The sequence below is a fragment of the Paracoccus sp. SM22M-07 genome, from assembly GCF_001887735.1.
Lineage (GTDB): Bacteria > Pseudomonadota > Alphaproteobacteria > Rhodobacterales > Rhodobacteraceae > Paracoccus.
The window spans coordinates 65,006-88,462 of the sequence record NZ_JPKW01000010.1 but is presented as its reverse complement, the minus strand read 5'-3'; the positions used below and the strand labels follow the sequence as shown (position 1 = coordinate 88,462).

Sequence of the window (23,457 nt, the reverse complement as noted above, 5' to 3'; positions counted from 1 at the left end):
CCTGGCGGACCCGATATGAATATGCTGCATGCAGAAAAAATTCCCGTGTCGATGGACCGCGATGCCATCTGGGCGCAGTTGCGCGATGAGGCGCGCGAAGCCGTGGCGAACGAACCTTTGCTGGGGTCGCTGATCCATGCCGGACTGCTGCACCATGCCAATCTGGAAGCCGCGCTTGCATTTCGGTTTTCGCTGAAGCTGGCATCGGGTGAAATGAGCGAGCAGATCCTTCGTGAAATAGCCGATCAGGCTTATTCCGAGGCCCCTGAACTGGGGGATGCGGCCCGCGCGGATCTGATGGCAGTCTATGACCGGGACCCCGCAACCCATCGCCTGCTGCAGCCTGTGCTGTTTTTCAAGGGCTTCCAAGCATTGCAGGCCTATCGAATGGCCCATTGGCTTTATACCAATGGCCGTGCCGACATGGCCTATTTCGTGCAGATGCGCTGTTCGGAATGCTTCGGTGTGGATATTCATCCGGCCGCGACGATCGGAACTGGGGTGATGATCGACCACGCCCATTCCATCGTTATCGGCGAAACGGCAACCGTGGGCAACGATGTGTCGATGCTGCATTCCGTTACGCTTGGAGGAACCGGCAAGGAGGATGGCGATCGCCATCCCAAGATCGGCGACGGGGTGCTGATCGGTGCCGGAGCCAAGGTGCTCGGTAATATTCGTATCGGCCACCATTCGCGGATCGCGGCGGGGTCGGTTGTCCTGCACGAGGTTCCTCCGTGCAAGACAGTGGCCGGTGTGCCGGCGCGGGTCATCGGCGATGCCGGCTGTCCCGAACCCTCGCACAGCATGAACCAGTTATTGGGCCTTCAGGAGTTCGGCTGATCAGAGCCAATCCTTCGTGCCGCTGCCGCAAAGTTCGGGCAAAGTGATCGCCCGCTGACCCAACCGGTCGTCGAGACCCTGAATCAGGCGCGGTGCAATCGACAATCCCTGGTAAATCATCGCGGAATAGATCTGCACCGCCGACGCCCCCACGCGCAGCTTTTCCCACAGGTCGTCGAGGCTGGAGATGCCCCCGACCCCGATGAGCGGGATCTGGCCGTCTGTCGCCTTGTGCAGCAATGCCAGGACGCGCGTTGATTTTTCAAAGAGCGGGCGACCCGACAAGCCACCCGCCTGGCCAGCATGGGGGCCGTGGATTCCATCACGTCCAAGCGTGGTGTTCGTGGCGATAATGCCATCCAAGCCTGCATTTCTTGCGACCGAGGCCACCTGCGATATTTCCGCATCCGACAGGTCGGGCGCAATCTTGACGAAGACCGGCGGCTGAGAGTTCAGGGCGTCGCGTGCTGTCAGAACGCGGTCCAGAAGCGCCGCCAAAGCATCGGCACCTTGAAGGTCGCGAAGCCGTTCCGTGTTCGGGGACGAGACGTTTACCGTCACGAAGTCGGCTTTGGCACCAGCGATCGAGACGACCTTGGCGAAATCCTCGGCTCGGTCGTCGCTATCCTTGTTCGCACCCAAATTGAGCCCAACGGGAATGCCTGTGGAACGCGCGGCAAGGCGCTGGCCGATCACCTCGGCGCCTTCGTTGTTGAACCCGAAGCGGTTGATGATGGCCTGTTGATCCGTCAGACGGAAAAGGCGGGGTTTGGGGTTGCCGGGCTGGGGCCGCGGAGTGGCTGCGCCGATTTCAATGAAGCCGAAGCCGGACTTCATCAAAGCGTTGATGGCCCGTCCATTCTTGTCATATCCCGCCGCCAGACCGACAGGGTTCGCAAGATCCATGCCCGCCAGATTGATGCGCAGTCGGTCCGAGGTGACAGGCTTGCCGTGCAACGGTGCCACACCCGCGGCAAGGGCGCGGATCGACAGGTCATGCGCCCTTTCGGGGTCCAGACGGTGCAGAGCTGTCAGACCAAGCTTTTCGATGAGGTTCATTCCAGATCCCCAGCCTCGTGGCCATCGATGTCGCGGGACCACAGGACATCCGATTGGCGCAAGACGCGATAGAGATGCGGGAACAGATCACCCCCCCGCGAAGGCTCCCATCGCAGATCATCCTTCATCGCCTGCAGATCGCAGGCCAGAAGAACCAGTTCGCTTTCCCCTGCAAAATGCTTTGACAACGTCACGGGCAGCTGCGCCGCCGTGGAGAAATGAATATAACCGTCGGATAGATCGACAGGTGCGCCTGCCGTTTGGCCGTCGCGTTGCATCTGGGCCCATTCAGGGGCGCGGAGAACCTTGTATATCAACATGCGCGTATTTGCCGTTCAGACGGGCACCGGGTCAAGATCTGATCTTGGCGTGCCATATGGCATGGGAATGTTTGACCTGCATGATCCACCGCGCCAATCTGGCGGGGCCGCCATTTCGGGCCACAAAGGGAATCATGCATGACACGTCGCCTTCTTGCCGCTGCATCGGCGCTTGCGCTGTTCGCTGGAACTGCCAATGCCGAGATGGTGCTGGACATCCTTCATACCAATGACGTCCACAGCCGGATCGAACCGGTCAACGAATATGACAGCACCTGCGATGCTGAGACCTTGGAAGCGGGCGAATGCTTTGGCGGCGTGGCCCGTATCGCAAGCAAGATCAGCGAGTTGCGTGATCAGATCGCGGCCCAGGGCGGCAACGTGATCGTCCTGGATGCCGGTGACCAGTATCAGGGTTCGCTGTTCTATTCGACCTACAAGGGCGAAGACGTCGTCGAGTTCATGACGGCAATCGGTTACGATGCGATGGCCGTGGGCAACCATGAGTTCGACGATGGGCCCGAAGGACTGGCCTTGCTGACCAATGGTGTGGAATTCCCTGTCATCTCCAGCAATCTGGATGTTTCTCGGTCCAAGATTCTTTCGGATCAGGTCGGTAAGCACACCATCCTTGAGGTCGGTGACCAGAAGGTCGGCATCATCTCGGCATTGGCAACCGATACGGTCGAAACATCGTCGCCCGGCGCGGATGTCATCTTTCAGGATGAGGTCGAGGGGCTTAAGGCGGCCGTGCAGGATTTGAACGACCAGGGTGTCGACAAGATCATCGCGCTGACCCATGTCGGATATCTGCGCGACAAGGAGATTGCCGCCGCCGTTCCGGGGATTGATGCGATTGTTGGCGGCCATTCCCACACCCTGCTGGGCGATATGGAAGGTGCCGCCGGCGCCTATCCGACGATGATCGATGGCGCCGAAGGTGTCCAGGTGCCGGTGGTGCAGGCCTATGCATACAGCAAATACCTGGGGCATCTGAAGCTGACCTTCGATGACGCTGGCACCCTGACCAAGGCCGAAGGTGCGCCTATCCTGCTGGACAGCTCGGTCCCGGAGGACGAGGCGATCGCTGCGCGCGTGGCGGAAATGGCCCAGCCCATCGCCGAATTGCGCGCCGAGGTCGTGGCCTCCAGCACTGCTGCCATCAATGGAGACCGCGAGGTTTGTCGCGTCCGCGAATGCGAAATGGGCAACCTTGTTGCCGACGCCATGCTGGACCGGGTCAAGGATCAGGGCATCACGATCGCGATTCAGAACGGTGGCGGGCTTCGCGCGTCCATTGATGAGGGAGATGTGACCATGGGCGAGGTCTATACCGTGTTGCCCTTCCAGAACACATTGGCGACCTTCCAGCTGACGGGCGCCGATATCGTCGAGGCGTTGGAGAACGGTGCCAGCCAGTATGAGGAGATGGCTGGCCGCTTTGCACAGGTTGCGGGGCTGAAATACACCGTCGATCCCGCGGCCGATGCGGGCGAACGCATCAGCGATGTCATGGTGCAGGCCGATGGCGAATGGGGCCCCATCGACCCTGCCGCGACCTATGGCGTGACGACGAACAATTACATGCGGGGCGGTGGTGACGGCTATGCCACCTTCGCGCAAAACGGTCAGAATGCCTATGATTTCGGGCCCGACCTGGCTGAGGTTGTGGCCGATTACCTTGGTGCGCAGCAGGGCGGCTATGAGCCCTATACCGACGGCCGCATCGTCGTGAAGTGACGCATAGGCGGATGCCGGCCGCTTGGTGCGGCATCCGTCCCCCAATCTGGGCGTTGGCTTGGCCGTATCTATCGGCTAAGCGGGCCTGATGAAAACCGGTTTCCCTCTTGCATTTCCCGGCCAGACGATCGGCCTTCTGGGCGGGTCATTCGATCCGGCCCATGACGGGCATGTCCTGATCAGCAAGGTTGCCCTGCGGCGTCTTCGACTGGATCGGGTTTGGTGGCTGGCAAGCCCCGGAAACCCGCTGAAGGCCCATGGTCCCGCCCCGCTTGAAACGCGCATGCAGAGGGCCAAAGGGTTGATCCGCGATCCCCGCATCCTCGTGACCGATATCGAATCCCGCCTTGGCCTGCGCAAGACCGCCGATACCCTGCAGGCGGTCGTGGCGCTTTATCCCGGAACGCGCTTTGTCTGGCTGATGGGGTCGGACAACCTGGTGCAGTTTCATCATTGGGATCGCTGGCGCCAGATCGCAGAGACCGTGCCCATGGCCGTCATGGCCCGGCCGGGCAGCCGTCTTGCGGCGCGACGGTCCGTTGCGGCGCAGGTGCTGCGTCCCTTTCAGTTCCCTGAATACCGTGCCGCCCTGATCACACAGGCGTCTGCGCCAGCCTGGGCCTTTCTGAACCTGCCGATGTCGGGCTTGTCCTCGACCGCGCTCCGCCAAAAGGGTGCAGCATGAGCCTCTCTCGTCGCGGGTTTCTTGTTTCGGGACTGGCTGCCGGGCTGATCCCGGGGGGTGCTTTCGCCCAAGGCCTGGAACAACGTCCACCAGTGCGCCCCGCGCCGGATCCGCGCGATCTGATCGCAGGCTCCGGCCTGCCGGGGCAAGTGGGTTTCGCCCTGAGCGACGCGCGGGGGAATGCCATGTCCCTTGGGCATGCCGCCTTGCCGATCGCCCCCGCCAGCACGATCAAGGTCCTTACCGCGCTTTTCGCGTTGGACCGCCTTGGCACGTCCCATCGTTTTCGCACGCGGATCATCAGGTCCGGCGACATGCTGATCCTTGCCGGTGGCGGCGATCCGGTCCTGACCACCGATGATCTGGCCACGCTCGCGGCGCAACTTGGCGCGTCCGGGCAAACGCGCCCGACGCGTTTCGCCGTCTGGGGCGGTGCGCTGCCTCGGATGCGTCAGATCACCCAGCAGCAGGCGGATTACCTGTCCTACAATCCTGCGATCTCGGGAGTGATGCTGAACTTCAACCGCGTCCACCTAGGGTGGCGCCGGGTCGGGGTCGACTACCAGCTTTCGCTGGAGGCGCGTGCTGCCCGTCATTCCCCCCGTGCCTATACCGTGACGGCGACCCCGGCGTCGCAGTCCAGCCTGTTCACCTATCGCGCCGATGAGGATCGCGAATACTGGACCGTGTCACGCGCCGCGATGGGGCGGAACGGCAGCCGCTGGTTGCCTGTGCGCCTGCCGGAACTCTATGCGGGGGACGTTTTCCAGACGCTGTGCCGCGCGCAGGGCGTGGTGCTGCCTTCCCCCGAAGTCATCGATGATTTGCCCAAGGGCATGACCGTCGCGTTCCACGACAGCCCGCCCCTTGAAACCATCATCCGCGACATGCTGAAATATTCCACCAATCTGACCGCCGAGACGCTTGGGCTGCATGCCAGTGGCGCACAGGATCTGGAAGGCTCGGCGCAAGGAATGCGTGGATGGTTGGGGGATATCGGCCGGGGGATGCGGCTGGCCGATCATTCGGGCTTGTCTGCCGACAGCCTGATCTCGGCCTTCGGGATGGTGCGCGTTCTGAACGGTCCGGGGCGGGATCTGAACCTGCGCCCATTGCTGAAAGCGGAACCGCTTGACGCGGATCTGGGCCACGACGCGAGCATCCCTCACAAAGTCGCCGCCAAGACCGGGACGTTGAATTTCGTGTCCAACCTGGCGGGCTATGTGACCACCCCCCATGGCCGAGAGGGCAGTTTCGCGATCTTCTGCACCGATCCGCCGCGCCGGAATGCCAGCACGGGACTGGAGCTGCCCGCCGGGGTCAGCACGTGGACGCACGCGGCCAAGACCCTTCAGCGGGACATGATCGGCGCTTTCGCCAACCGCCTTCGGGATCAAAGCGTGATGTGACGAACCCGCGCCGACAGCTCGATCGCGGCGGCGTGCAGACGAGAGATGTTCAGCTGGTCGCGGATCTCGGCCAGCATGACGATTTCGCCGTCGTAAAGGCGCCCGTCTGCGGCACCCACGTCGCAGGCCAATGCATAGGCGGTCTCGTACAGCTTTTCCGGCAGGGCGTCGCGGATCAGGCCGAACAGGGCGTCAAGGCCGTCTTCCTCGTCAAACAAGGTCATCACGGTCTGGCTGACGGCGCGGATGCGGTCATCGTCATAGGAGGCGAAGACGGGCGCGTGGTCCACCATGCGCTGGATCGCCACCAGCTCGGACGTGCGGATCGTGCTGTCCGATGCCGAGACGGCCACCATCACCGCGACAAGCGCGTCACAGGGCGACAGGGAAGGCAGGTCGATGGTCATGGTGATCTCCGGTTGGGTCGGGCGCAGATTATTGACGATGGCGCGCGCTTTCAATAAGCGTTCCGGACCCCTAGCAGGAGAAGACACCATGACCACCTTGCGCGAAGCCGCAATGCAATCGAAGGCCTGGCCGTTCGAAGAGGCGCGCCGGGTGCTGAAACGTTACGAAAAGAAGGCCCCTGAAAAGGGCTATGTTCTTTTCGAGACGGGATATGGACCATCGGGTCTTCCCCATATCGGAACCTTCGGCGAAGTCGCGCGCACCACGATGATCCGCCGCGCCTTCGAACTGATCAGCGATATTCCGACGCGACTGATCTGCTTTTCGGACGACATGGACGGGATGCGCAAGGTTCCCGAAAACGTGCCCGATCAGGACAAGCTGCGTGAAAGCCTGCAGATGCCGCTGACCTCGGTGCCCGATCCGTTCGGCAAGTTCGACAGTTTCGGCGACCACAACAACGCGATGCTGCGTCGTTTCCTGGATACGTTCGGGTTCGAATACGAATTCGTCAGTGCGACCGACTATTACAAATCCGGGAAGTTCGACGAAACGCTGCTGCGGGCCGCCGAGAAATACGACGAGATCATGGAGGTCATGCTGGCGAGCCTGCGCGAGGAGCGTCAGCAGAGCTATAGCTGCTTTCTGCCGATCAGCCCCAAGACGGGGCGTGTCCTCTATGTGCCGATCAAGCATGTCGATGCCAAGGCCGGCACCATCACCTTCGACGACGAAGACGGCGAAGAGATGACGCTGCCCGTGACCGGCGGCCAGGTCAAGCTGCAATGGAAGCCCGATTTCGGCGCCCGTTGGGCCGCGCTGGATGTCGATTTCGAGATGTACGGCAAGGATCACAGCACCAACACCCCGATCTATGACCGCATCTGTGAAATCCTTGGCGGACGCAAACCCGAGCATTTCACCTATGAGCTGTTCCTGGACCAGGACGGTCAGAAGATCAGCAAGTCCAAGGGCAACGGCCTGTCGATCGACGAATGGCTGACCTATGCCTCGACCGAGAGCCTCTCCTATTTCATGTATCTGAAGCCGAAGACGGCCAAGCGGATGTATTTCGACGTCATCCCGAAGGCAGTCGACGAATATCATCAGCAGCTGCGCGCCTATCCCGACCAGACGCCGGAACAGCAGCTGGCCAACCCCGTGTGGCACATCCACGGCGGCGATGTGCCTGCCTCGGACATGGTGGTGCCGTTCCAGATGCTGCTGAACCTGGCATCGGTCGCGGGTCAGACCGGCAAGGAAGGGCTGTGGGGCTTCATCCAGCGCTATGCGCCGGAGGCGACGCCCGAAACCCATCCGGGACTGGATGCAGCTGCGGGCTTTGCGCTGCGTTATTTCAACGACTTCGTGGCGCCCACGCGAACCTTCCGCGATCCGACCGAGGTCGAGCGTCGCGCGATGGAAGATCTGGCCGGTCGTCTGGCCGCATGGAACCAGCCCGCTGACCCCGAAGCGCTGCAATCCATGGTCTTTGCCATCGGCAAGGAACACGGGTTCGAGCCGCTGCGCACGTGGTTCTCGGCGCTGTACCAGGTTCTGCTGGGTGCCGATCAGGGGCCGCGCTTCGGTGGCTTCATCGCGCTTTACGGCATTGATGAGACACGCAAGCTGATCGAAGCGGCGCTTGCGGGCGAACTGACGAAAAAGGCATAGGGAACAGGGGGCTTCGGCCCCCTTTTTCATTGGGCCCGTTGCGTGATCCGCTGTTGCGGCGGTCGCCCCGTTCAATGTACGTTAACCATTCATCAACTATTTCCTATTGCATCACGCCGGGACTTTTTCCGCCCGGCCGTCATGCCGATGAAAAGGGATAGCCGATGAACATTGCCATCACGAACGGGCTCTTGTTGACACCTCCGGACTTTCGCGCAGGGCTTGGGGTCTGGTCGCGCACGGATGGCACATCGGGCAGTCCGACATGGGATCAGGCTGGCAATGCATCCGTCGTGCCAGCGGACCAGGATTTCGGCGCCTGCTTTGAAGTGATCAAGCAGCAGACGACGACCAGCCTGCGCTTCATGGGCGAAACGCCGATGATCCCCGGCGTCTACCTGCGGGTTTCGGCGCGGGTCAAGGCTGTGGCCGGGGCGCTGGCCAGCGCCCGCATCGCCGGATGGGCGGGTGACGGGCAGCGCAACCATGTCAACGGGGTGGTCGAGGTCGGCCCCACCACGGCGATGCGCAGCTATGGCGAAGTCATCGAAGTCAGCGCGATCGTCGGGATCGGGTCGCGCAAGGGGGTCGATATGGCCTGGGGCACCAAGCCCGTTTTCGGACATTTCGGGCTGGATCTGGTCGGATCGAACGGGGGCGTCTTCCGCGTCGAATCGCTGCGGATCGACGACATCACCGCCGCCTTCGTGCCGTCCCTGCTGGATTGGGTCGATGTGCGCGATTTCGGCGCGGTGGGCGACGGCGTTACCAATGACCGCGATGCCTTCATCGCCGCCGACCGGGCCAGCAATGGGGGTTGGGTGGTGGTGCCGGAGGGCAATTTCTTCATCGCCGGTGATCTTTCCCTCGACAGTCCGGTCCGGTTCAAGGGGCGGATCAGCACGCCGGTATCGACGCGCGTCGCCTTCCTGAAAAGCTTTGATTTCCCCACCTATGCCAGTGCCTTCGGTGACGAAACGCTCGGCATCAAGAAGGCCATTCAGGCCTTGCTGGGTTACACCGATCACCTGTCGTTGGATCTGTGCGGGCGTCGCGTGGACCTGGATGAACCGCTGATGCTGGATCAGTTCGCCCCGGATCTGGACGGCTTTTCCAACCGACGGCTGATCCGCAACGGCGGCATCCAGGCCAAGGCCGGTCCCGCCTGGAATACCGGGCGCTGGAGCAGCGTGGCAACCTACAAGCCGACGAACCCGATGATGCTGACCGGCGTGGCCAACGTGGCGCAGATCGAGGTCGGCAGCCGGGTCATCGGCAGCGGTGTCGGCCGCGAGGTCTATGTCAATGCACGAAATATCAGCGCGGGCACCCTGACCCTGTCGCAACCGCTTTATGGAGGGGCAGCGACCCGGACCTACAGCTTTGAGCGGTATCGGTATCTGTTCGACTTCTCTGGCGTCCGGCAACTGGACCGGCTGCATTTCGTCGATATCGATTTCGGCTGCGAAGGCATCGCCAGCGGCATCATGCTGTCCGAGAAGGGTGAGATGATTCAGGTCAAGGATTGCTATTTCACCCGCCCCAGGGATCGCGGCATCACGTCGATCGGGCGCGGCTGTCAGGACCTGCTGGTGGACAATTGCCAGTTCCTGTCGAATGACATGGAACTGCCTGCGCAGGAACGCACAACCGTCGCCATCAACGTGAATGCCAATGACATCAAGATCCGCAACAACCGCTTCGTGCGCTTTGCCCATTTCATGGTGGCCAATGGCGGGGGGCACATCATCTCGGGCAACCACTGGTTTCAGGGCGACGGGTCGGGGCAGGGGCTGCGCTATGCGGGGCTGGTGCTGACCCAGCCGAACGTCCAGACCACGGTCAGCGGCAACTATATCGACAACGCATCGATCGAATGGACGAACGAACACAGCGCCTATCCGGTCTTCAACAACAACGAGTTCAGCTTTGGCGGCCTGACGCTGACCGGAAACACCTTCCTGTGCTCCAACACCGCGTCGTGGTTCACCTGGATCACGGTCAAACCCTATGGCGGCGGGCATTTCATCCAGGGTCTGAACGTGGTCGGAAACGTGTTCAAGGCACTTTACGGCAATGTCGAACGGATTGACCGGGTCGATACCTCGATCGCGGATCTGAACTACAACAACATGCGCAACCTGCAGTTTCAGGCCAACACCTTCAATGGCGTGAATACCTATGTGGCCAACCCGCTGATGATCCAGGTGTCGCAGAACAATCCCGGTGCGAACTGGACGACCGGAAACATCACCGGCCTGCCCTTCCAGGGATGGGCGAAATCGGTGCAATCGGTGGTGGCCGAAACGGCACTGCTGGCCGCGGACAATTCGCGCGTCGATGCCAGCCCCAATGTCCAGTTCGAAGTCGGCAGCGCGCGGCGCCAGATCCGGCTCAGTTGGGCGCAGCCGCTGAAGGGGCGGGTCTGTGTCTATGTCCGGATGGATCGTCCGCAATAGGGCGACAGGAATACGGGAATATGGGGGCGTCGGTCGCAGGACCGGCGCCCCTTTTGGTGAATTCTTCACAAATTGATACTCCCGGTTGTCAAAAAATTAACAAAAAAATCCTTATAAAAAAAAGAGTTAACTTTTGCGCCGTTTCGTGATTAACATCCTTGGAGACATGGCAGGGCATCAGGGGAAGGATGCGCAACCTGTCGTGACATGGCCGAGAGGAGGGGATGTCATGAGCGCTGAAAACATTCAGAAACACGCGGTTCCGGCAGGGTTGGAAAACGCGCATGTCGGACCTGACGATTACGCGCGTCTCTATGCCGAATCGATCGACGATCCCGAAGCCTTCTGGGGTCGTGAAGGCAAGCGGCTGGACTGGATCAAGCCCTATGCCAAGGTGAAGAATACCGACTTCACCTTCGGGCAGGTCGACATCAAGTGGTACGAGGATGGCGTGCTGAACGCCTGCGTGAACTGCGTGGACCGCCACCTGCCCACCCGCGCCGATCAGACTGCCATCATCTTTGAACCCGACGATCCGCAGACCCCCGCGCAGCACATCACCTATGCGCAGCTGTCCGACAGCGTGAACCGCTTTGCCAACGTCCTGCTGAGCCAGGGTGTCATGCGCGGCGATCGCGTCGTGATCTATATGCCGATGATCCCCGAGGCCGCCTATGCCATGCTGGCCTGCGCGCGCATCGGTGCGATCCATTCCATCGTCTTCGCGGGGTTCTCACCCGATGCGCTGGCCAACCGGATCAACGATTCCGGCGCCAAGGTGGTGATCACCGCCGATACCGCGCCGCGCGGCGGGCGCCGCACGAACCTGAAGGCCAATGCCGATGCCGCATTGTTGCATTGTTCGGACAAGGTGCGTTGCCTTGTGGTCAAGCATACGGGCGACCAGACGACCTGGATCCAGGACCGCGATGTGGACGTCAAGGCGCAGATGCAGCAGGTCGGCCCCGACTGCCCCCCGCGCCCGATGAATGCCGAAGACCCGCTGTTCGTGCTTTATACATCGGGTTCGACCGGCAAGCCCAAGGGCGTGGTGCATACGACCGGCGGCTATCTGGTCTATGCCGCGATGACCCATCAATACACCTTCGACTATCACGACGGCGATGTCTTCTGGTGCACGGCCGATGTGGGCTGGGTGACGGGGCACAGCTATATCGTCTATGGTCCGCTGGCCAACGGCGCCACGACGCTGATGTTCGAAGGCGTGCCCACCTGGCCCGATGCCAGCCGCTTCTGGCAGGTCTGCGAAAAGCACAAGGTGACGCAGTTCTACACCGCGCCCACCGCGATCCGCGCGCTGATGGGCAAGGGTCCGGAATTCGTCGACGGCCATGACCTGTCCAGCCTGCGCATCCTGGGGACGGTGGGCGAACCCATCAACCCCGAAGCCTGGAACTGGTACAACGACCATGTCGGCAAGGGACGTTGCCCCATCGTCGACACCTGGTGGCAGACCGAAACCGGGGGGCACCTGATCACGCCGCTGCCCGGTGCGACGGAAACCAAGCCCGGCTCGGCGACCGTTCCCTTCTTCGGCATCCGGCCCGAGATCCTGGACCCGTCCAGCGCCGAACGCATCGACGGAAACCCGGCCGAGGGGGTGCTGTGCATCGCCGACAGCTGGCCCGGCCAGATGCGCACCGTCTGGGGCGATCACCAGCGCTTCATGGAGACCTATTTCCAGCAATATCCCGGGTATTACTTCACCGGCGACGGCTGCCGCAGGGATGAGGACGGCTATTACTGGATCACCGGTCGCGTCGATGACGTCATCAATGTCAGCGGCCACCGCATGGGCACCGCCGAGGTGGAATCCGCCCTTGTCGCCCATGAAAAGGTCGCCGAGGCCGCGGTGGTCGGTTACCCGCATCAGGTCAAGGGCCAGGGCATCTATGCCTATGTCACGCTGATGAACGGGATCGAGCCATCGGACGAATTGCGCGCCGACCTGGAGCGGTGGGTCCGCACCGAGATCGGCCCCATCGCCAAGCCCGACCTGATCCAGTGGGCGCCCGGTCTGCCCAAGACGCGGTCGGGCAAGATCATGCGCCGCATCCTGCGCAAGATCGCGGAAAACGACTATGGGGCCCTGGGCGACATCTCGACCCTGGCCGAACCCGAGGTCGTCGACGAATTGATCGAAAACCGCATGAATCGCGGCTGAGATCGGCAGGGGTGACGCGCAGGCGCCACCCCGCGACACCGCCCCGGCTGTCCCGCCAGGCACAGGGCGTCTTCAAAAGGCCAAGGCGGATCGACATGTCTGAACAGGGAGGACCTAAGGGACATGAGTGACAGACAATCTTCGAATGCCTATTGGCAGGCCAATCTTCGCATCATCTATGGCTGCCTGATCGTATGGGCGCTGGTGTCCTATGGCGCCGCGATCATCTTTCGGCCGCTGCTGCAATCCATCCCGGTCGGAGGAACGGACTTGGGGTTCTGGTTCGCGCAGCAGGGCTCGATCCTGTTCTTCATCGTGCTGATCTTCTTCTATGCGGCGCGCATGAACAAGCTGGATGCCGAATACGGCGTGGACGAGTGAGGATGCGGACATGAGCCAGTTTACACTCAACCTGCTGGTCATCGGCGCATCCTTTGCGCTGTATATCGGCATCGCCATCTGGGCCCGGGCAGGGTCCACGGCGGAATTCTACGCCGCGAACCGCGGTGTCAGCCCGGTCATGAACGGCATGGCGACCGCTGCCGACTGGATGTCGGCCGCGTCCTTCATCTCGATGGCGGGCCTGATCGCCTTCACGGGCTATGACAACTCGACCTACCTGATGGGCTGGACGGGTGGCTATGTGCTGCTGGCGCTGCTGCTGGCGCCTTACCTGCGGAAATTCGGCAAGTTCACCGTGCCGGAATTCATCGGCGACCGCTTCTATTCGCCGACTGCGCGCATCATCGGCGTGATCTGCCTGCTGATCGTGTCGATCACCTATGTGATCGGCCAGATGACCGGCGTGGGCGTCACCTTCTCTCGCTATCTCGAGGTGTCGAACTCGACCGGTCTGTGGATCGGCGCGGCGCTGGTCTTCTGCTATGCCGTTCTTGGCGGCATGAAGGGCATCACCTACACGCAGGTGGCGCAATATGTCGTGCTGATCATCGCCTATACGATCCCGGCGATCTTCATCTCGCTGCAGCTGACCGGCAACTTCCTGCCGCAGCTGGGCCTGTTCGGCACGCATGAAGCCTCGGGTATGGCCTTCCTGGCCAAGCTGGACATGCTGGTGACCGACCTGGGCTTCCGCCAGTACACGGCGCACCACAACTCGACCTTGGACATGGTGCTGTTCACCATGGCGCTGATGATCGGCACCGCGGGCCTGCCGCATGTCATCATCCGCTTCTTCACCGTTCCCAAGGTGTCGGATGCGCGCAAATCGGCGGGCTGGGCGCTGGTCTTCATCGCGCTGCTCTATACCGTCGCTCCGGCGGTGGGGTCGATGGCGCGCTTCAACCTGACCACCACCATGTGGCCGGGCGCGCAGACCGGCGACACCTACAGTCAGCCGGCCGTGTCGCTGGACAGCATCCAGAACGATGCCGACAAGGCGTGGATGCGCAACTGGCAGGTCACCGGCCTGCTGAACTGGGAAGACAAGAACGGCGACGGCCTGATTCAGTACTATAACGACACGGCCACCACCGGCCCCGTGGCCGAGATGGCCGCCGCCCAGGGCCTGGCCGGGAACGAGCTGACCACCGTGAACAACGACATCATGGTTCTGGCCAACCCCGAAATCGCCAACCTGCCGGGTTGGGTCATCGCCATCGTCGCCGCCGGCGGCCTGGCGGCGGCGCTGTCCACCGCGGCGGGGCTTCTGCTGGCGATATCGGGGGCCGTGTCCCACGACCTGATCAAGGGCACCCTGCGTCCAGACATCAGCGAAAAGGGCGAATTGATGGCCGCCCGCGTGTCGATGGCCATCTCGATCCTGGTGGCGACGATCCTGGGTCTGAACCCGCCGGGCTTTGCGGCGCAGACGGTTGCCCTGGCCTTCGGCCTGGCGGCCAGCTCGATCTTCCCGGTGCTGATGATGGGGATCTTCTCCAAGCGCATCACCAAGGAAGGCGCCATCGCGGGGATGCTGGCAGGGATCGTCTCGACCCTGGTCTACATCTTCACCTACAAGGGATGGCTGTTCATCGGCGGCACCAACATGCTGGAGGATACCGCCGCGAACTGGCTGTTCGGCATTTCGCCCGCATCCTTCGGGACGGTCGGCGCGCTGATCAACTTCGTGGTCGCCTATCTGGTGTCGCAAGCCACCGAAAAGCCTCCGGTCCACGTGCAGGAACTGGTCGAATCGATCCGCGTCCCGCGCGGTTCGGGTTCCGCGGTCAGCCACTGACGAAAACGCCGCGCCCCTGTCACGGGGGCGCGGCACCCCAGTTCGGAAGGTCGCAGGGTGATGGCACAGAGCATCGTCGATTTCATCGCCACCGTTCACCCCTATGACAGCCTGGGTCAGGATGAGCTGACGCGCGTCGCCAGCTTTTTCAGCCGCAGGATATATCCCGCCGGTGACCAGATCTATCGCCTTGGCGAACGTCTGCCCGGCCTTTACCTGATCGAGGAGGGCGCCGTCACCGTCACCGATCGCAACGGCGACACGGTGTCCCGGCTTGGGCCGCGCAATTCCTTCGGGGAACGCGGATTGCTGCGTGATGGGGTCGCCGTGACCTCGGCCCACGCGACCGACATGGCGCAGGTGCTGCTGCTGCCGGCCGAGCCGCTGCGCGCGCTGATCGCCCGCCATCCCGTCGTGGCGCGCTTCTTCGACCGATCCGGGGTGCGGGGCAGCGACGTCGCGACCCTGAGGGTGGCGGATTTGCTGTCGGCCAATCCCCAGAGCTGCCCACCCGAAACCCCCATCATCGAGGCCGCCCGCATGATGCGCGATGCCCGTATCAGCAGCCTTGGCATCACCCAAGGCGCGCGGCTGATCGGGTTGGTCACCATCCGCGACATGTCCAACCGCGTCGTGGCCGAAGGGCGTGACATGCGCCAGCCGGTGTCGTCCATCATGACGCCCGACCCCGTGACGCTGGCACCGACCGCCCTTGGGCATGATGTCCTGAACATCATGGTCGAACGCCGCGTCAGCCATCTGCCCGTGGTGCGGAATGGGGAATTCGTGGGCATGATCAGCCAGACGGACCTGACCCGGGCGCAATCGATCTCGGCATCGGGGTTGATCCGGGAAATTACCCTGGCCGAAAGTGCCGATCAGATGGCCAGGGTCACGGCGCGCATCCCGCAGCTGCTGGTCCAGCTTGTCCAGGCCCGCCAGCGCCACGAGGTGATCACCCGGATGATCACCGACATCGCCGATGCCGTGACGCGTCGCCTGCTGGATCTGGCGCAGGCGCGGCTTGGTCCGCCGCCCGCGCCTTTTTTGTGGGCCGCCTGCGGGTCGCAGGGGCGCCAGGAACAGACCGGCGTCAGCGATCAGGACAATTGCCTGATCATGGCCCGGGACGCCGATCCGAACCACCCCTGGTTCCGCGACCTGGCCCGCCAGGTCTGCGACGGGCTGAACACCTGCGGCTATGTCCATTGCCCCGGCGACATGATGGCCACCAACCCGCGCTGGCGGCAGCCCCTGCAGGTCTGGCAGGGCTATTTCCGCGACTGGATCAGCCATCCCTCGCCCGAGGCGCAGATGCTGGCTTCGGTCATGTTCGACCTGCGCGCCATCGGCGGCGATGCGCGCCTGCTGGAGGGGTTGCAGACCGAAACCCTGGGACAGGCGTCGCAGAATTCGATCTTCGTCGCCCATATGGTGGCCAATTCCCTGAAGCATCGCCCGCCTTTGGGAATGATCGGGCGCTTTGCCACCATCCGGACAGGCGAACATCGCGATCATATCGACATGAAGCATAACGGCGTCGTGCCTGTCGCCGATCTGGCCCGCGTCTATGCCCTGCAGGGCCGGTTGGGGTCGGTGAACACCCGCGCCCGGCTGGAGGATGCCGAGGCGCGCGGTGTCATCTCGGGCAGCGGCGGGCGCGACCTGATTGCCGCCTATGACATGATCCAGACGACGCGCCTGGAAAACCAGGCGCATCTGATCAAGGCCGGTCGCAAGCCGGACAATTACCTGTCGCCTGCGGATCTGCCGGATCTGGAACGCAGCCATCTGCGCGATGCCTTCGTCGTGGTACGCTGGATGCAATCGGCGGCGGGACACGGAAAGGGAATGCTGGGATGAACGGGATCGGAACTGACCTCTTGGGCGTCATCGCCGTGGGCATCGGGGCGGCGGCGGTGCTTTATGCCGGCATGCATGCGGTCCGGCGGTTCGGGCTGTCGCCCGCCGCGTGGCTGCTGCCGGCGGGGATCGGGCTGTCGATGGTCGCCTATTCGGTCTGGAGCGATTACGGCTGGTACGGTCGCGCGGTCGATCAGCTGCCGCAGGATGCACAGGTCCTGCTGGTCGGGCGCGAGAAGCTGCCCTGGGCGCCCTGGACCTATCTGGCGCCCGTCGCGATGCGCTTTGCCGTGCTTGATCCTGCAACCGTCAGCGACGGGGATGACGGCACGCGTCATGCCCAGATCATGCTGGTGGAACGTCGCGGGCGGACGGTGATCGTGCCCCAGGATTTCGACTGCAAGGGCCAGCGCATCCGCCCGGCGCGCGGTGACTGGACGCCTGCGCAGACCGACGACCCGGCCTATGCGGCGGTCTGTTCGGGGCAGGGTGCCATCCATGGCTGACATCCTGGTCATCGAGGACGAGGATAACATCGCCGTCGCGCTGGATTTTCTGCTGACGCGCGACGGGCACCGCCATGCGCGGCTGGCGACGGGCGGCGGTGCGCTGGACCGCATCCGCGACAGCCGCCCCGATCTGGTTCTGCTGGACGTGATGCTGCCCGATGTGTCCGGATACCAGATCGTGCAGGAGATCCGCGCCGATCCGGCCCTGCAGGGCGTCCGCGTCCTGATGATGACCGCGCGGGGATCGGTGGTCGAACGCCGCAAGGGGCTGGCCCTGGGGGCCGACGGTTTCATCGCCAAACCGTTCGAGCTGGCCGAGCTGCGCGGCGAGATCGCCCGGCTGCTGGGGCGATGATCCGCGCGCTGTCACTGCGGCTGCGCATTCTGGCGCTGTTCGCGGGGCTGGCGCTGTGCCTTCTGATCATCGCGGGGCTGGCGCTTGCGGTGCTGGCCCGCGCAGACGACCCCACCGACCCCGATCCCTTGATCCAGGCGGCGATGATCGCGGGTTTTGGCATCACGGCGGCGGTGACGGGGCTGTGGCTGTTGTTCGATCTGCATCTGGCGCGACCGCTGGAACGCCTGGCGGGTGCCTTGCGCACCGGTTCGGTCCCTGATGCGACGGCGCGCCATCTGGGCGATCTGGGTCCTGCCGCGCACGACGCGGCGGCGGCCCGCGCCAGTGCCGATCAGGCCCTGCAGCAGGCCATCGCGGATCACGCCGCCGAACAGCAATCCGAAAAATCAAGCCTCGAGGCGATCCTGGCCGATTTCGGGGCCGGTGCCGTGATGACCGATGCCGCCGGGCGGGTGGTCTTTTACAATGCCAGCGCCGCGGGATTTCTGCCAGGCTTGGCGCTGGACAGGCCGCTGGCCGGCCACCTGCAGACGGGCGCGCTGGACGCGGCGCAGATGCGGCTGCGGGCCGGGGCGCCCGCGACCGATCTGACCTGCCTGACGACGCAGGGCCAGCGGCTGTCCTGCCGATTGCGCCGCATGCCCGACGGCCTGCTGCTGATCCTGCGCGACCGCCATGTCGACCGGCCCGCGCCGCGCGACACGCTGGAGGCGCTGCGCCGTCACGCGGCCACGCTGGTGCCGATGCTGGACGCGCTGGACGGTCCGATCCCGCCCGCCCTGGCGCAGGCCATCCGGTCCGAAGGGCAGGGACTTGCCCGCACCACCCGCGCCCTGTCGCAGATTCTGGCCAGCGATGCGCCCCCATCCACCGCCACCCTGACCGAGATCGCGGCCGGGCTGCCCCTTGCCCCAAACCTGCCGCCCGCGCTGTTTCAGGCGGATGCGGCGCAGATGAACGCGCTGTTGTGCATGTTGCATGCGCGGTTGCTGGACCGCGGGCTGACGCCGCAGCTGGACCTGCATCCCGACCATGACGGGCAGGCGCGCCTTGTCCTGCGGTGGGCGGGCGACCCGCTTGCCATGGACATGCTGGAGGCGTGGCTGGCCATCCCCCCCGATCCCAGCCATCCGGATCTGACCGGGCACGAGATCCTGGCCCGCCATGGCACCGGCATCTGGTCGGATCCGGCCGGTGACCAAGGGCGACTGATCATGCCGCTGACCATCCTGGACCGGACCGCGCAGGACAGCGGCGTCACCTATGATTTTGCGCTGGCGGCGCGTGGCGCGGCTTCGGGGCGGTTGGTGGACCTGACCTGCGTGGTCTTCGACACGGAAACGACGGGGCTTTCGGACAGCGACGCCATCGTCCAGATCGCGGGGCTGCGCCTGGCACGCGGCCGCCTGACCGGCGAACGGTTCGAGACGCTGGTCAACCCGGGCAGGCCCATTCCCCCGTCATCTACCGCCATCCACGGGATCACCGACGCGATGGTCGCCCAGGCCCCCGACCTGACGGCGGCGCTAAGGGCATTCCGGCATTTCTGCGGCGATGACGTGCTGGTCGCGCATAACGCGCCCTTCGACATGGGTTTCCTGCGTCGCGCCGCGCGTCAGACGGGCGCGCATTTCGACAACCGCGTTCTGGATACGGTCCTGCTGTCGGCCATGGTCTGGGGTCAGTCCGAGGATCACAGCCTTGATGCGCTGACGGCCCGCCTTGGCATCACGATCCCACCGCAGGACCGCCATACGGCGATGGGCGACACGGCCGCCACGGCCAAGGCCTTTCTGAAGCTGGTGCAGGCCCTGCAGGCAAAGGGCATCGTCACCTTTCAGGACGCCCAGCAGCAGGCCCGCCGCCACCGCCGCCTGATCGCGGATGCCAACAGCGCCTAAAGCGGGATCTGCGGGGCGTCGGGGTCGATGGGGAATGGCCGTGCGGGCGGGTCTTCCGTCAGCCCGTCCAGCCCTTCGCCCAAGGGCGGAGGCGGCGGGGCATCGTCGCGCCGCCGGATCACGATATCGCCGTTTTCCTGCCGTTTGGGGGGATGATAATGCCTCAGGTCGTCGACCATGACCGCCAGATCCTGCAGCACCGGCGCCATGCGATCCAGCGCCGTTGACAGGTCGTCGATCTGGGGACCGCCATCCTGCATGAAATTGCGCAGCATCATGTCGAAACCGCGTTGGAACAGGCTGCCCGCATCCTCATCCTGCGCGGATGCGGGGGCGGCAGCCATGATGGCGGCAAGTGCCAGGGCCGGTAAGCGTGTCATGGGATCAAGATGGGGCAGGCAGGGGGCGGGGGCAAGCCCCAGCGTCACGCAGCGCCCTGCTGCTGGGTCCGGTCATGCATGGCGCGGAACTTGTCCCAGGCCTCGTTCAGGCGGCGGGTGCGGGCTTCGGCCAGGCGGATCGCCTCGGGGGGCAGGCCGCGTCCGATGGCGTGATCGGGATGGGATTCCCGGATCAGCTGGCGCCATTTCTTGCGCGCCTCGGGCAGGGGGGTGTCGGGGCTGACGCCCAGCAGGTCGCAGGGCGGGCAGCTGGATTTCGGGTCGTGCCGACGCCGGATCTCGGCCATCTGCGCGGCGGTCAGTCCGAAGATGCGGGCGACCTCGTCCAGGAAGATCACTTCGGCCTCGTGCAGGTCGCCATCCGCCAAGGCGATGATCAGCAAGCCCTCCATCACGTCGAACAGCACCGGATCGCCGGGGCTGAACATCGACGCGATGCGCCTTGCCCAGGCATCGAACCCGGCAACATCCTGACGGGCCAGATCGAACACGCGCGCGGCGTTCTTTTCCTCGGACCGGGGGATGACGAAGACGCGGCGGAAGGCGGCCACTTCGGACCGTTCGACACGGCCGTCGACCTTGGCCAGCTTGGCCCCAAGCGCGATCACCGCAATGGTGAAGGCGACCGATCGTTCAGGGGGCACCGCGGCGCGCGGGCTGCCCAGAAAGACCGCCAGACGATCGCCGATCCGCTGCCAGAAGCTGCGGGGCTTCGGCAGTTCGGGGCAGGGCCCATGGCACAGTTCGGGTGTGGCGCAGCAATCCATGAACCAAGTCTAGCGGCTTATCCGGTGGGGCGATAGGGGCGCGATGTCACGCGTTCGTGGCCTGGGTCGTGGCGGGGGCGGTCAGATCGAAAGACATCAGCACAAGGTCGTGGAACCGCCCGAATTTCCACCCGGCATCCGGGATCGTCCCGTTCTGGACATAGCCGACACGGCGATGGAACGCGACCGAGCCCTTGTTTGACCCGGTGATGGCCGCGACCATGATCCTGTGCCCGCGTCCGCGCGCATGATCGTGGAGGGCATCGATCAGCCGCCGCCCCAGCCCCGCGCCATGCAGGTCGGGCGCGATGCTGATGCTGTGCTCCATGCTGTGGGCATAGCCCGCGCCTGCGCGAAACTGGGCATAGGTGGCAAAACCCGCGACCCGCCCGTCCAGTTCGGCCACCAGGAAGGCGTGACCCGCAGCCTGGCGGTCGCGGATCAGGTCGCGGATTTCGAGCAGGCCGCGTTCGGTCGGCCAGAAGGTGATGACCGTGTCGCGGATGATCGGGTTCCAGATCGCGGCAATCCCTGGTGCATCACCGGGGGTCGCGTCACGCAGGATCGCGGTCATCCCCGGTGGCAGCCTTCCGCAAGACTGCGGATGAAATCCAGGATCTCGGGGACGGGGCGGCCTTCGCCGATCTGCTTGACGATGGCGCTGCCCACGACGCAGCCATCCGCGACGCTGGCGATCTCCTGCGCGGCCTCGGGGGTGGAGATGCCAAAGCCCACCACGACGGGCAGGCCGGCGGCGGCGCGGATGCGGGCAACCTCGGGGGCGACATCGGCGGCATTGGCCGCCGCACCGCCGGTGATGCCCGTGACGCTGACGTAGTAGACAAAGCCCGACGTGTTCGCCACGACCGCCGGCAGGCGCTTGTCGTCGGTCGTCGGTGTGGCCAGCCGGATGAAGTTCAGCCCGGCATCGGCGGCGGGGATGCACAGTTCGGCATCCTCCTCGGGGGGCAGGTCGACGATGATCAGCCCGTCCACGCCCGCCTCGGTCGCGTCCTTCAGGAACTGGGTGACGCCGCCCTTGCGCGCATAGATCGGGTTGTAATAGCCCATCAGCACCACCGGCGTGGTGTCGTCCTGTTCACGAAAGCGGCGCAGGATGTTCAGCGTGCGGGTGACGCTGCCGCCCTGGGCCAGCGCGCGTTGGCCCGCCGCCTGGATCGTGCCACCGTCGGCCATAGGATCGGTGAAGGGCATGCCCAGTTCGATGACGTCGACGCCGGCACCCGGCATGCCGCGCATGATGTCCAGCGCGGTGTCGTCATCGGGGTCCGATGCCATCATGTAGGCCACGAAGGCTTTCTTGCCCTCGGCCTTCAGCGCTGCAAATCTGTCGTCGATTCTGGTCATGTCTGCCCCCGCACGTCTTTCCACCAGACCTAGCCGCCCTGACGCGCGGGCGCAATGCGCCGCGGGCTGGACTTGCAGGGCCGGGACGCGTAACAGACGCCGGAATTCAAAAGCAGAAGGGTGCTGTCATGGGCTTTCGCATGGGGATTGTCGGGCTGCCGAATGTCGGCAAGTCCACGCTGTTCAACGCTTTGACGCGCACTGCCGCCGCGCAGGCCGCGAATTTCCCGTTCTGCACGATCGAACCGAACGTGGGCGAGGTCGCCGTGCCCGACCGCCGGTTGGACATCCTGGCCGAAATCGCGGGCAGCAAGCAGATCATCCCGACGCGGATGACCTTCGTGGATATCGCGGGCTTGGTGAAGGGCGCCAGCAAGGGCGAAGGTCTGGGCAACCAGTTCCTGGCCAACATCCGTGAAACCGACGCCATCGCCCATGTCCTGCGCTGTTTCGAGGATGGCGACGTGACCCATGTCGAGGATCGCGTCGATCCCGTCGCCGATGCCGAGATCATCGAGACCGAGTTGATGATTTCGGACATGGAGTCGATCGAACGGCGGCTGGCCAACATCGCGCGCAAGCTGAAGGGCGGCGACAAGGAGGCGGCAGCCCAGGAACGCCTTCTGAAGCAGGCGCTGGCAGTTCTGGAGGACGGAAAGCCCGCCCGCACCGTTTCGGTCGACGAAGACGACCGCAAGGCGTGGAACATGCTGCAGCTGCTGACCGCCAAGCCGGTGCTTTACGTCTGCAACGTGTCCGAAAGCGAAGCCGCCGAAGGCAACGCCCTGTCCGAACAGGTCCGCAAGATGGCCGAAGCGCAGGGCGCGGGCCATGTCGTGATTTCGGCCAAGATCGAGGAAGAGATCAGCCAGCTGGACGCCGAGGAAGCGCAGATGTTCCTGGGCGAAATGGGCCTTGAGGAAGCAGGTCTGGATCGCCTGATCCGCGCAGGTTATCACCTGCTGGGTCTGCAGACTTATTTCACCGTTGGTCCCAAGGAAGCGCGCGCCTGGACCATCACCAAGGGAACCCTGGCGCCCCAGGCAGCCGGCGTGATCCATGGCGATTTCGAAAAAGGCTTCATCCGCAGTGAAACCATCGCCTATGACGACTATGTCGCGGGCAAGGGCGAAGCCGGCGCCAAGGAGGCCGGCAAGCTGCGCGTCGAAGGCAAGACCTATGAGGTCAAGGACGGCGACGTCCTGCATTTCCTGTTCAGTTCCTGAGGCCAGGGTGCCGGTCGGCGCCGATCCGGAATGTCAAAGAAAACGGCCCCGGCATTCATGCCGGGGCCGTCGTCGTTTGGGG

At 64.0% G+C, this 23,457-nt stretch carries 21 protein-coding genes; 14 read left to right on the top strand and 7 right to left on the bottom strand.

Features of this window, described 5'->3' with window-relative positions; translation table 11 throughout:
* Positions 1–51: 51 nt before the first annotated feature.
* Complete coding sequence (gene cysE, locus IE00_RS14240; protein WP_205949683.1) at positions 52–843, top strand: serine O-acetyltransferase; 792 nt, start codon at positions 52–54, stop codon at positions 841–843.
* On the opposite strand, the gene IE00_RS14235 is transcribed toward cysE, so the two are convergent.
* Both IE00_RS14235 and IE00_RS14230 read right to left on the bottom strand, forming a co-directional pair.
* Positions 844–1,902 carry a quinone-dependent dihydroorotate dehydrogenase gene (locus tag IE00_RS14235; protein ID WP_072297867.1) on the bottom strand — a complete coding sequence of 353 codons (1,059 nt, stop codon included), beginning with the start codon at positions 1,900–1,902 and terminating at the stop codon, positions 844–846.
* The gene (locus IE00_RS14230; protein ID WP_072297866.1) at positions 1,899–2,222 is read right to left on the bottom strand and encodes a DUF952 domain-containing protein; all 324 of its coding nucleotides are present in this window, start codon (positions 2,220–2,222) and stop codon (positions 1,899–1,901) included. The genes IE00_RS14235 and IE00_RS14230 overlap by 4 nt, the downstream gene beginning before the upstream one ends.
* 138 nt (positions 2,223–2,360) lie before the next feature.
* On the opposite strand from IE00_RS14230, the gene IE00_RS14225 reads away from it, so the two are divergent.
* The 3 genes from IE00_RS14225 (at position 2,361) to dacB (ending at position 6,056) form a co-directional block, all read left to right on the top strand.
* Entirely contained in the window at positions 2,361–3,962 is a 1,602-nt protein-coding gene (locus tag IE00_RS14225; RefSeq protein WP_072297865.1) for a bifunctional UDP-sugar hydrolase/5'-nucleotidase, read from the top strand.
* 88 nt (positions 3,963–4,050) lie between these two features.
* Positions 4,051–4,647: a nicotinate-nucleotide adenylyltransferase gene (locus tag IE00_RS14220; protein WP_072297864.1), complete on the top strand. Its 597-nt coding sequence runs from the start codon at positions 4,051–4,053 to the stop codon at positions 4,645–4,647.
* Complete coding sequence (gene dacB / locus IE00_RS14215; protein ID WP_072297863.1) at positions 4,644–6,056, top strand: D-alanyl-D-alanine carboxypeptidase/D-alanyl-D-alanine-endopeptidase; 1,413 nt, start codon at positions 4,644–4,646, stop codon at positions 6,054–6,056. Before IE00_RS14220 ends, dacB begins: the two co-directional genes overlap by 4 nt.
* On the opposite strand, the gene IE00_RS14210 is transcribed toward dacB, so the two are convergent.
* A complete protein-coding gene (locus IE00_RS14210; protein ID WP_072297950.1) occupies positions 6,041–6,463 on the bottom strand; it encodes a tellurite resistance TerB family protein in 423 nt (140 codons plus the stop codon). The genes dacB and IE00_RS14210 overlap by 16 nt on opposite strands.
* Before the next feature lie 88 nt (positions 6,464–6,551).
* On the opposite strand from IE00_RS14210, the gene IE00_RS14205 reads away from it, so the two are divergent.
* The 9 genes from IE00_RS14205 (at position 6,552) to IE00_RS14165 (ending at position 19,613) form a co-directional block, all read left to right on the top strand.
* Positions 6,552–8,138: a lysine--tRNA ligase gene (locus IE00_RS14205; protein ID WP_072297862.1), complete on the top strand. Its 1,587-nt coding sequence runs from the start codon at positions 6,552–6,554 to the stop codon at positions 8,136–8,138.
* Positions 8,139–8,302: 164 nt separating this feature from the next.
* Entirely contained in the window at positions 8,303–10,597 is a 2,295-nt protein-coding gene (locus IE00_RS14200) for a glycosyl hydrolase family 28-related protein (protein ID WP_072297861.1), read from the top strand.
* A gap of 229 nt (positions 10,598–10,826) precedes the next feature.
* Positions 10,827–12,782 (top strand): acetate--CoA ligase, encoded by a 1,956-nt coding sequence (acs, locus tag IE00_RS14195; RefSeq protein WP_072297860.1) that lies wholly within the window; start codon positions 10,827–10,829, stop codon positions 12,780–12,782.
* A gap of 123 nt (positions 12,783–12,905) precedes the next feature.
* The gene (locus tag IE00_RS14190; protein ID WP_072297859.1) at positions 12,906–13,163 is read left to right on the top strand and encodes a DUF4212 domain-containing protein; all 258 of its coding nucleotides are present in this window, start codon (positions 12,906–12,908) and stop codon (positions 13,161–13,163) included.
* A gap of 10 nt (positions 13,164–13,173) precedes the next feature.
* Positions 13,174–14,982: a sodium:solute symporter family protein gene (locus tag IE00_RS14185; protein WP_072297858.1), complete on the top strand. Its 1,809-nt coding sequence runs from the start codon at positions 13,174–13,176 to the stop codon at positions 14,980–14,982.
* A 60-nt stretch (positions 14,983–15,042) separates the two neighbouring features.
* A complete protein-coding gene (locus IE00_RS14180; RefSeq protein ID WP_072297857.1) occupies positions 15,043–16,845 on the top strand; it encodes a DUF294 nucleotidyltransferase-like domain-containing protein in 1,803 nt (600 codons plus the stop codon).
* A complete protein-coding gene (locus IE00_RS14175; RefSeq protein WP_072297856.1) occupies positions 16,842–17,351 on the top strand; it encodes a hypothetical protein in 510 nt (169 codons plus the stop codon). Before IE00_RS14180 ends, IE00_RS14175 begins: the two co-directional genes overlap by 4 nt.
* Positions 17,344–17,709, top strand: coding sequence for a response regulator transcription factor (locus IE00_RS14170; protein ID WP_072297855.1), 366 nt, complete (start codon positions 17,344–17,346; stop codon positions 17,707–17,709). Before IE00_RS14175 ends, IE00_RS14170 begins: the two co-directional genes overlap by 8 nt.
* Positions 17,706–19,613 carry a 3'-5' exonuclease gene (locus tag IE00_RS14165; protein ID WP_072297854.1) on the top strand — a complete coding sequence of 636 codons (1,908 nt, stop codon included), beginning with the start codon at positions 17,706–17,708 and terminating at the stop codon, positions 19,611–19,613. The genes IE00_RS14170 and IE00_RS14165 overlap by 4 nt, the downstream gene beginning before the upstream one ends.
* Here the strand turns inward: IE00_RS14165 and IE00_RS14160 are convergent.
* From IE00_RS14160 to trpA, 4 genes are read right to left on the bottom strand one after another with little or no spacing between them, the layout of a single operon-like run.
* The gene (locus IE00_RS14160; RefSeq protein WP_205949682.1) at positions 19,610–19,993 is read right to left on the bottom strand and encodes a hypothetical protein; all 384 of its coding nucleotides are present in this window, start codon (positions 19,991–19,993) and stop codon (positions 19,610–19,612) included. The two genes, IE00_RS14165 and IE00_RS14160, sit on opposite strands and share 4 nt — an antisense overlap.
* Before the next feature lie 44 nt (positions 19,994–20,037).
* Positions 20,038–20,781 (bottom strand): molecular chaperone DjiA, encoded by a 744-nt coding sequence (locus tag IE00_RS14155; protein ID WP_072297852.1) that lies wholly within the window; start codon positions 20,779–20,781, stop codon positions 20,038–20,040.
* 46 nt (positions 20,782–20,827) lie between these two features.
* A complete protein-coding gene (locus tag IE00_RS14150; protein WP_072297851.1) occupies positions 20,828–21,355 on the bottom strand; it encodes a GNAT family N-acetyltransferase in 528 nt (175 codons plus the stop codon).
* Positions 21,352–22,149: a tryptophan synthase subunit alpha gene (trpA, locus tag IE00_RS14145; protein ID WP_072297850.1), complete on the bottom strand. Its 798-nt coding sequence runs from the start codon at positions 22,147–22,149 to the stop codon at positions 21,352–21,354. Before trpA ends, IE00_RS14150 begins: the two co-directional genes overlap by 4 nt.
* Before the next feature lie 128 nt (positions 22,150–22,277).
* Here trpA and ychF point away from each other — a divergent pair, with 128 nt between their 5' ends.
* The gene (gene ychF, locus IE00_RS14140; protein WP_072297849.1) at positions 22,278–23,375 is read left to right on the top strand and encodes a redox-regulated ATPase YchF; all 1,098 of its coding nucleotides are present in this window, start codon (positions 22,278–22,280) and stop codon (positions 23,373–23,375) included.
* The last annotated feature ends 82 nt before the right edge of the window (positions 23,376–23,457 follow it).

Excerpts from the sequence above, each read along its gene's own strand:
- IE00_RS14165 (WP_072297854.1), top strand. The coding sequence starts at position 17,706 with ATGATCCGCGCGCTGTCACTGCGGCTGCGCATTCTGGCGCTGTTCGCG.
- acs (WP_072297860.1), top strand. The coding sequence starts at position 10,827 with ATGAGCGCTGAAAACATTCAGAAACACGCGGTTCCGGCAGGGTTGGAA.
- IE00_RS14205 (WP_072297862.1), top strand. The coding sequence starts at position 6,552 with ATGACCACCTTGCGCGAAGCCGCAATGCAATCGAAGGCCTGGCCGTTC.
- IE00_RS14190 (WP_072297859.1), top strand. The coding sequence starts at position 12,906 with ATGAGTGACAGACAATCTTCGAATGCCTATTGGCAGGCCAATCTTCGC.
- dacB (WP_072297863.1), top strand. The coding sequence starts at position 4,644 with ATGAGCCTCTCTCGTCGCGGGTTTCTTGTTTCGGGACTGGCTGCCGGG.
- IE00_RS14155 (WP_072297852.1), bottom strand. The coding sequence starts at position 20,781 with ATGGATTGCTGCGCCACACCCGAACTGTGCCATGGGCCCTGCCCCGAA.
- IE00_RS14180 (WP_072297857.1), top strand. The coding sequence starts at position 15,043 with ATGGCACAGAGCATCGTCGATTTCATCGCCACCGTTCACCCCTATGAC.
- IE00_RS14235 (WP_072297867.1), bottom strand. The coding sequence starts at position 1,902 with ATGAACCTCATCGAAAAGCTTGGTCTGACAGCTCTGCACCGTCTGGAC.
- IE00_RS14210 (WP_072297950.1), bottom strand. The coding sequence starts at position 6,463 with ATGACCATCGACCTGCCTTCCCTGTCGCCCTGTGACGCGCTTGTCGCG.
- ychF (WP_072297849.1), top strand. The coding sequence starts at position 22,278 with ATGGGCTTTCGCATGGGGATTGTCGGGCTGCCGAATGTCGGCAAGTCC.
- cysE (WP_205949683.1), top strand. The coding sequence starts at position 52 with ATGGACCGCGATGCCATCTGGGCGCAGTTGCGCGATGAGGCGCGCGAA.
- IE00_RS14230 (WP_072297866.1), bottom strand. The coding sequence starts at position 2,222 with ATGTTGATATACAAGGTTCTCCGCGCCCCTGAATGGGCCCAGATGCAA.
- IE00_RS14175 (WP_072297856.1), top strand. The coding sequence starts at position 16,842 with ATGAACGGGATCGGAACTGACCTCTTGGGCGTCATCGCCGTGGGCATC.
- IE00_RS14200 (WP_072297861.1), top strand. The coding sequence starts at position 8,303 with ATGAACATTGCCATCACGAACGGGCTCTTGTTGACACCTCCGGACTTT.
- IE00_RS14170 (WP_072297855.1), top strand. The coding sequence starts at position 17,344 with ATGGCTGACATCCTGGTCATCGAGGACGAGGATAACATCGCCGTCGCG.
- IE00_RS14220 (WP_072297864.1), top strand. The coding sequence starts at position 4,051 with ATGAAAACCGGTTTCCCTCTTGCATTTCCCGGCCAGACGATCGGCCTT.
- IE00_RS14160 (WP_205949682.1), bottom strand. The coding sequence starts at position 19,993 with ATGACACGCTTACCGGCCCTGGCACTTGCCGCCATCATGGCTGCCGCC.
- IE00_RS14150 (WP_072297851.1), bottom strand. The coding sequence starts at position 21,355 with ATGACCGCGATCCTGCGTGACGCGACCCCCGGTGATGCACCAGGGATT.
- IE00_RS14185 (WP_072297858.1), top strand. The coding sequence starts at position 13,174 with ATGAGCCAGTTTACACTCAACCTGCTGGTCATCGGCGCATCCTTTGCG.
- trpA (WP_072297850.1), bottom strand. The coding sequence starts at position 22,149 with ATGACCAGAATCGACGACAGATTTGCAGCGCTGAAGGCCGAGGGCAAG.
- IE00_RS14225 (WP_072297865.1), top strand. The coding sequence starts at position 2,361 with ATGACACGTCGCCTTCTTGCCGCTGCATCGGCGCTTGCGCTGTTCGCT.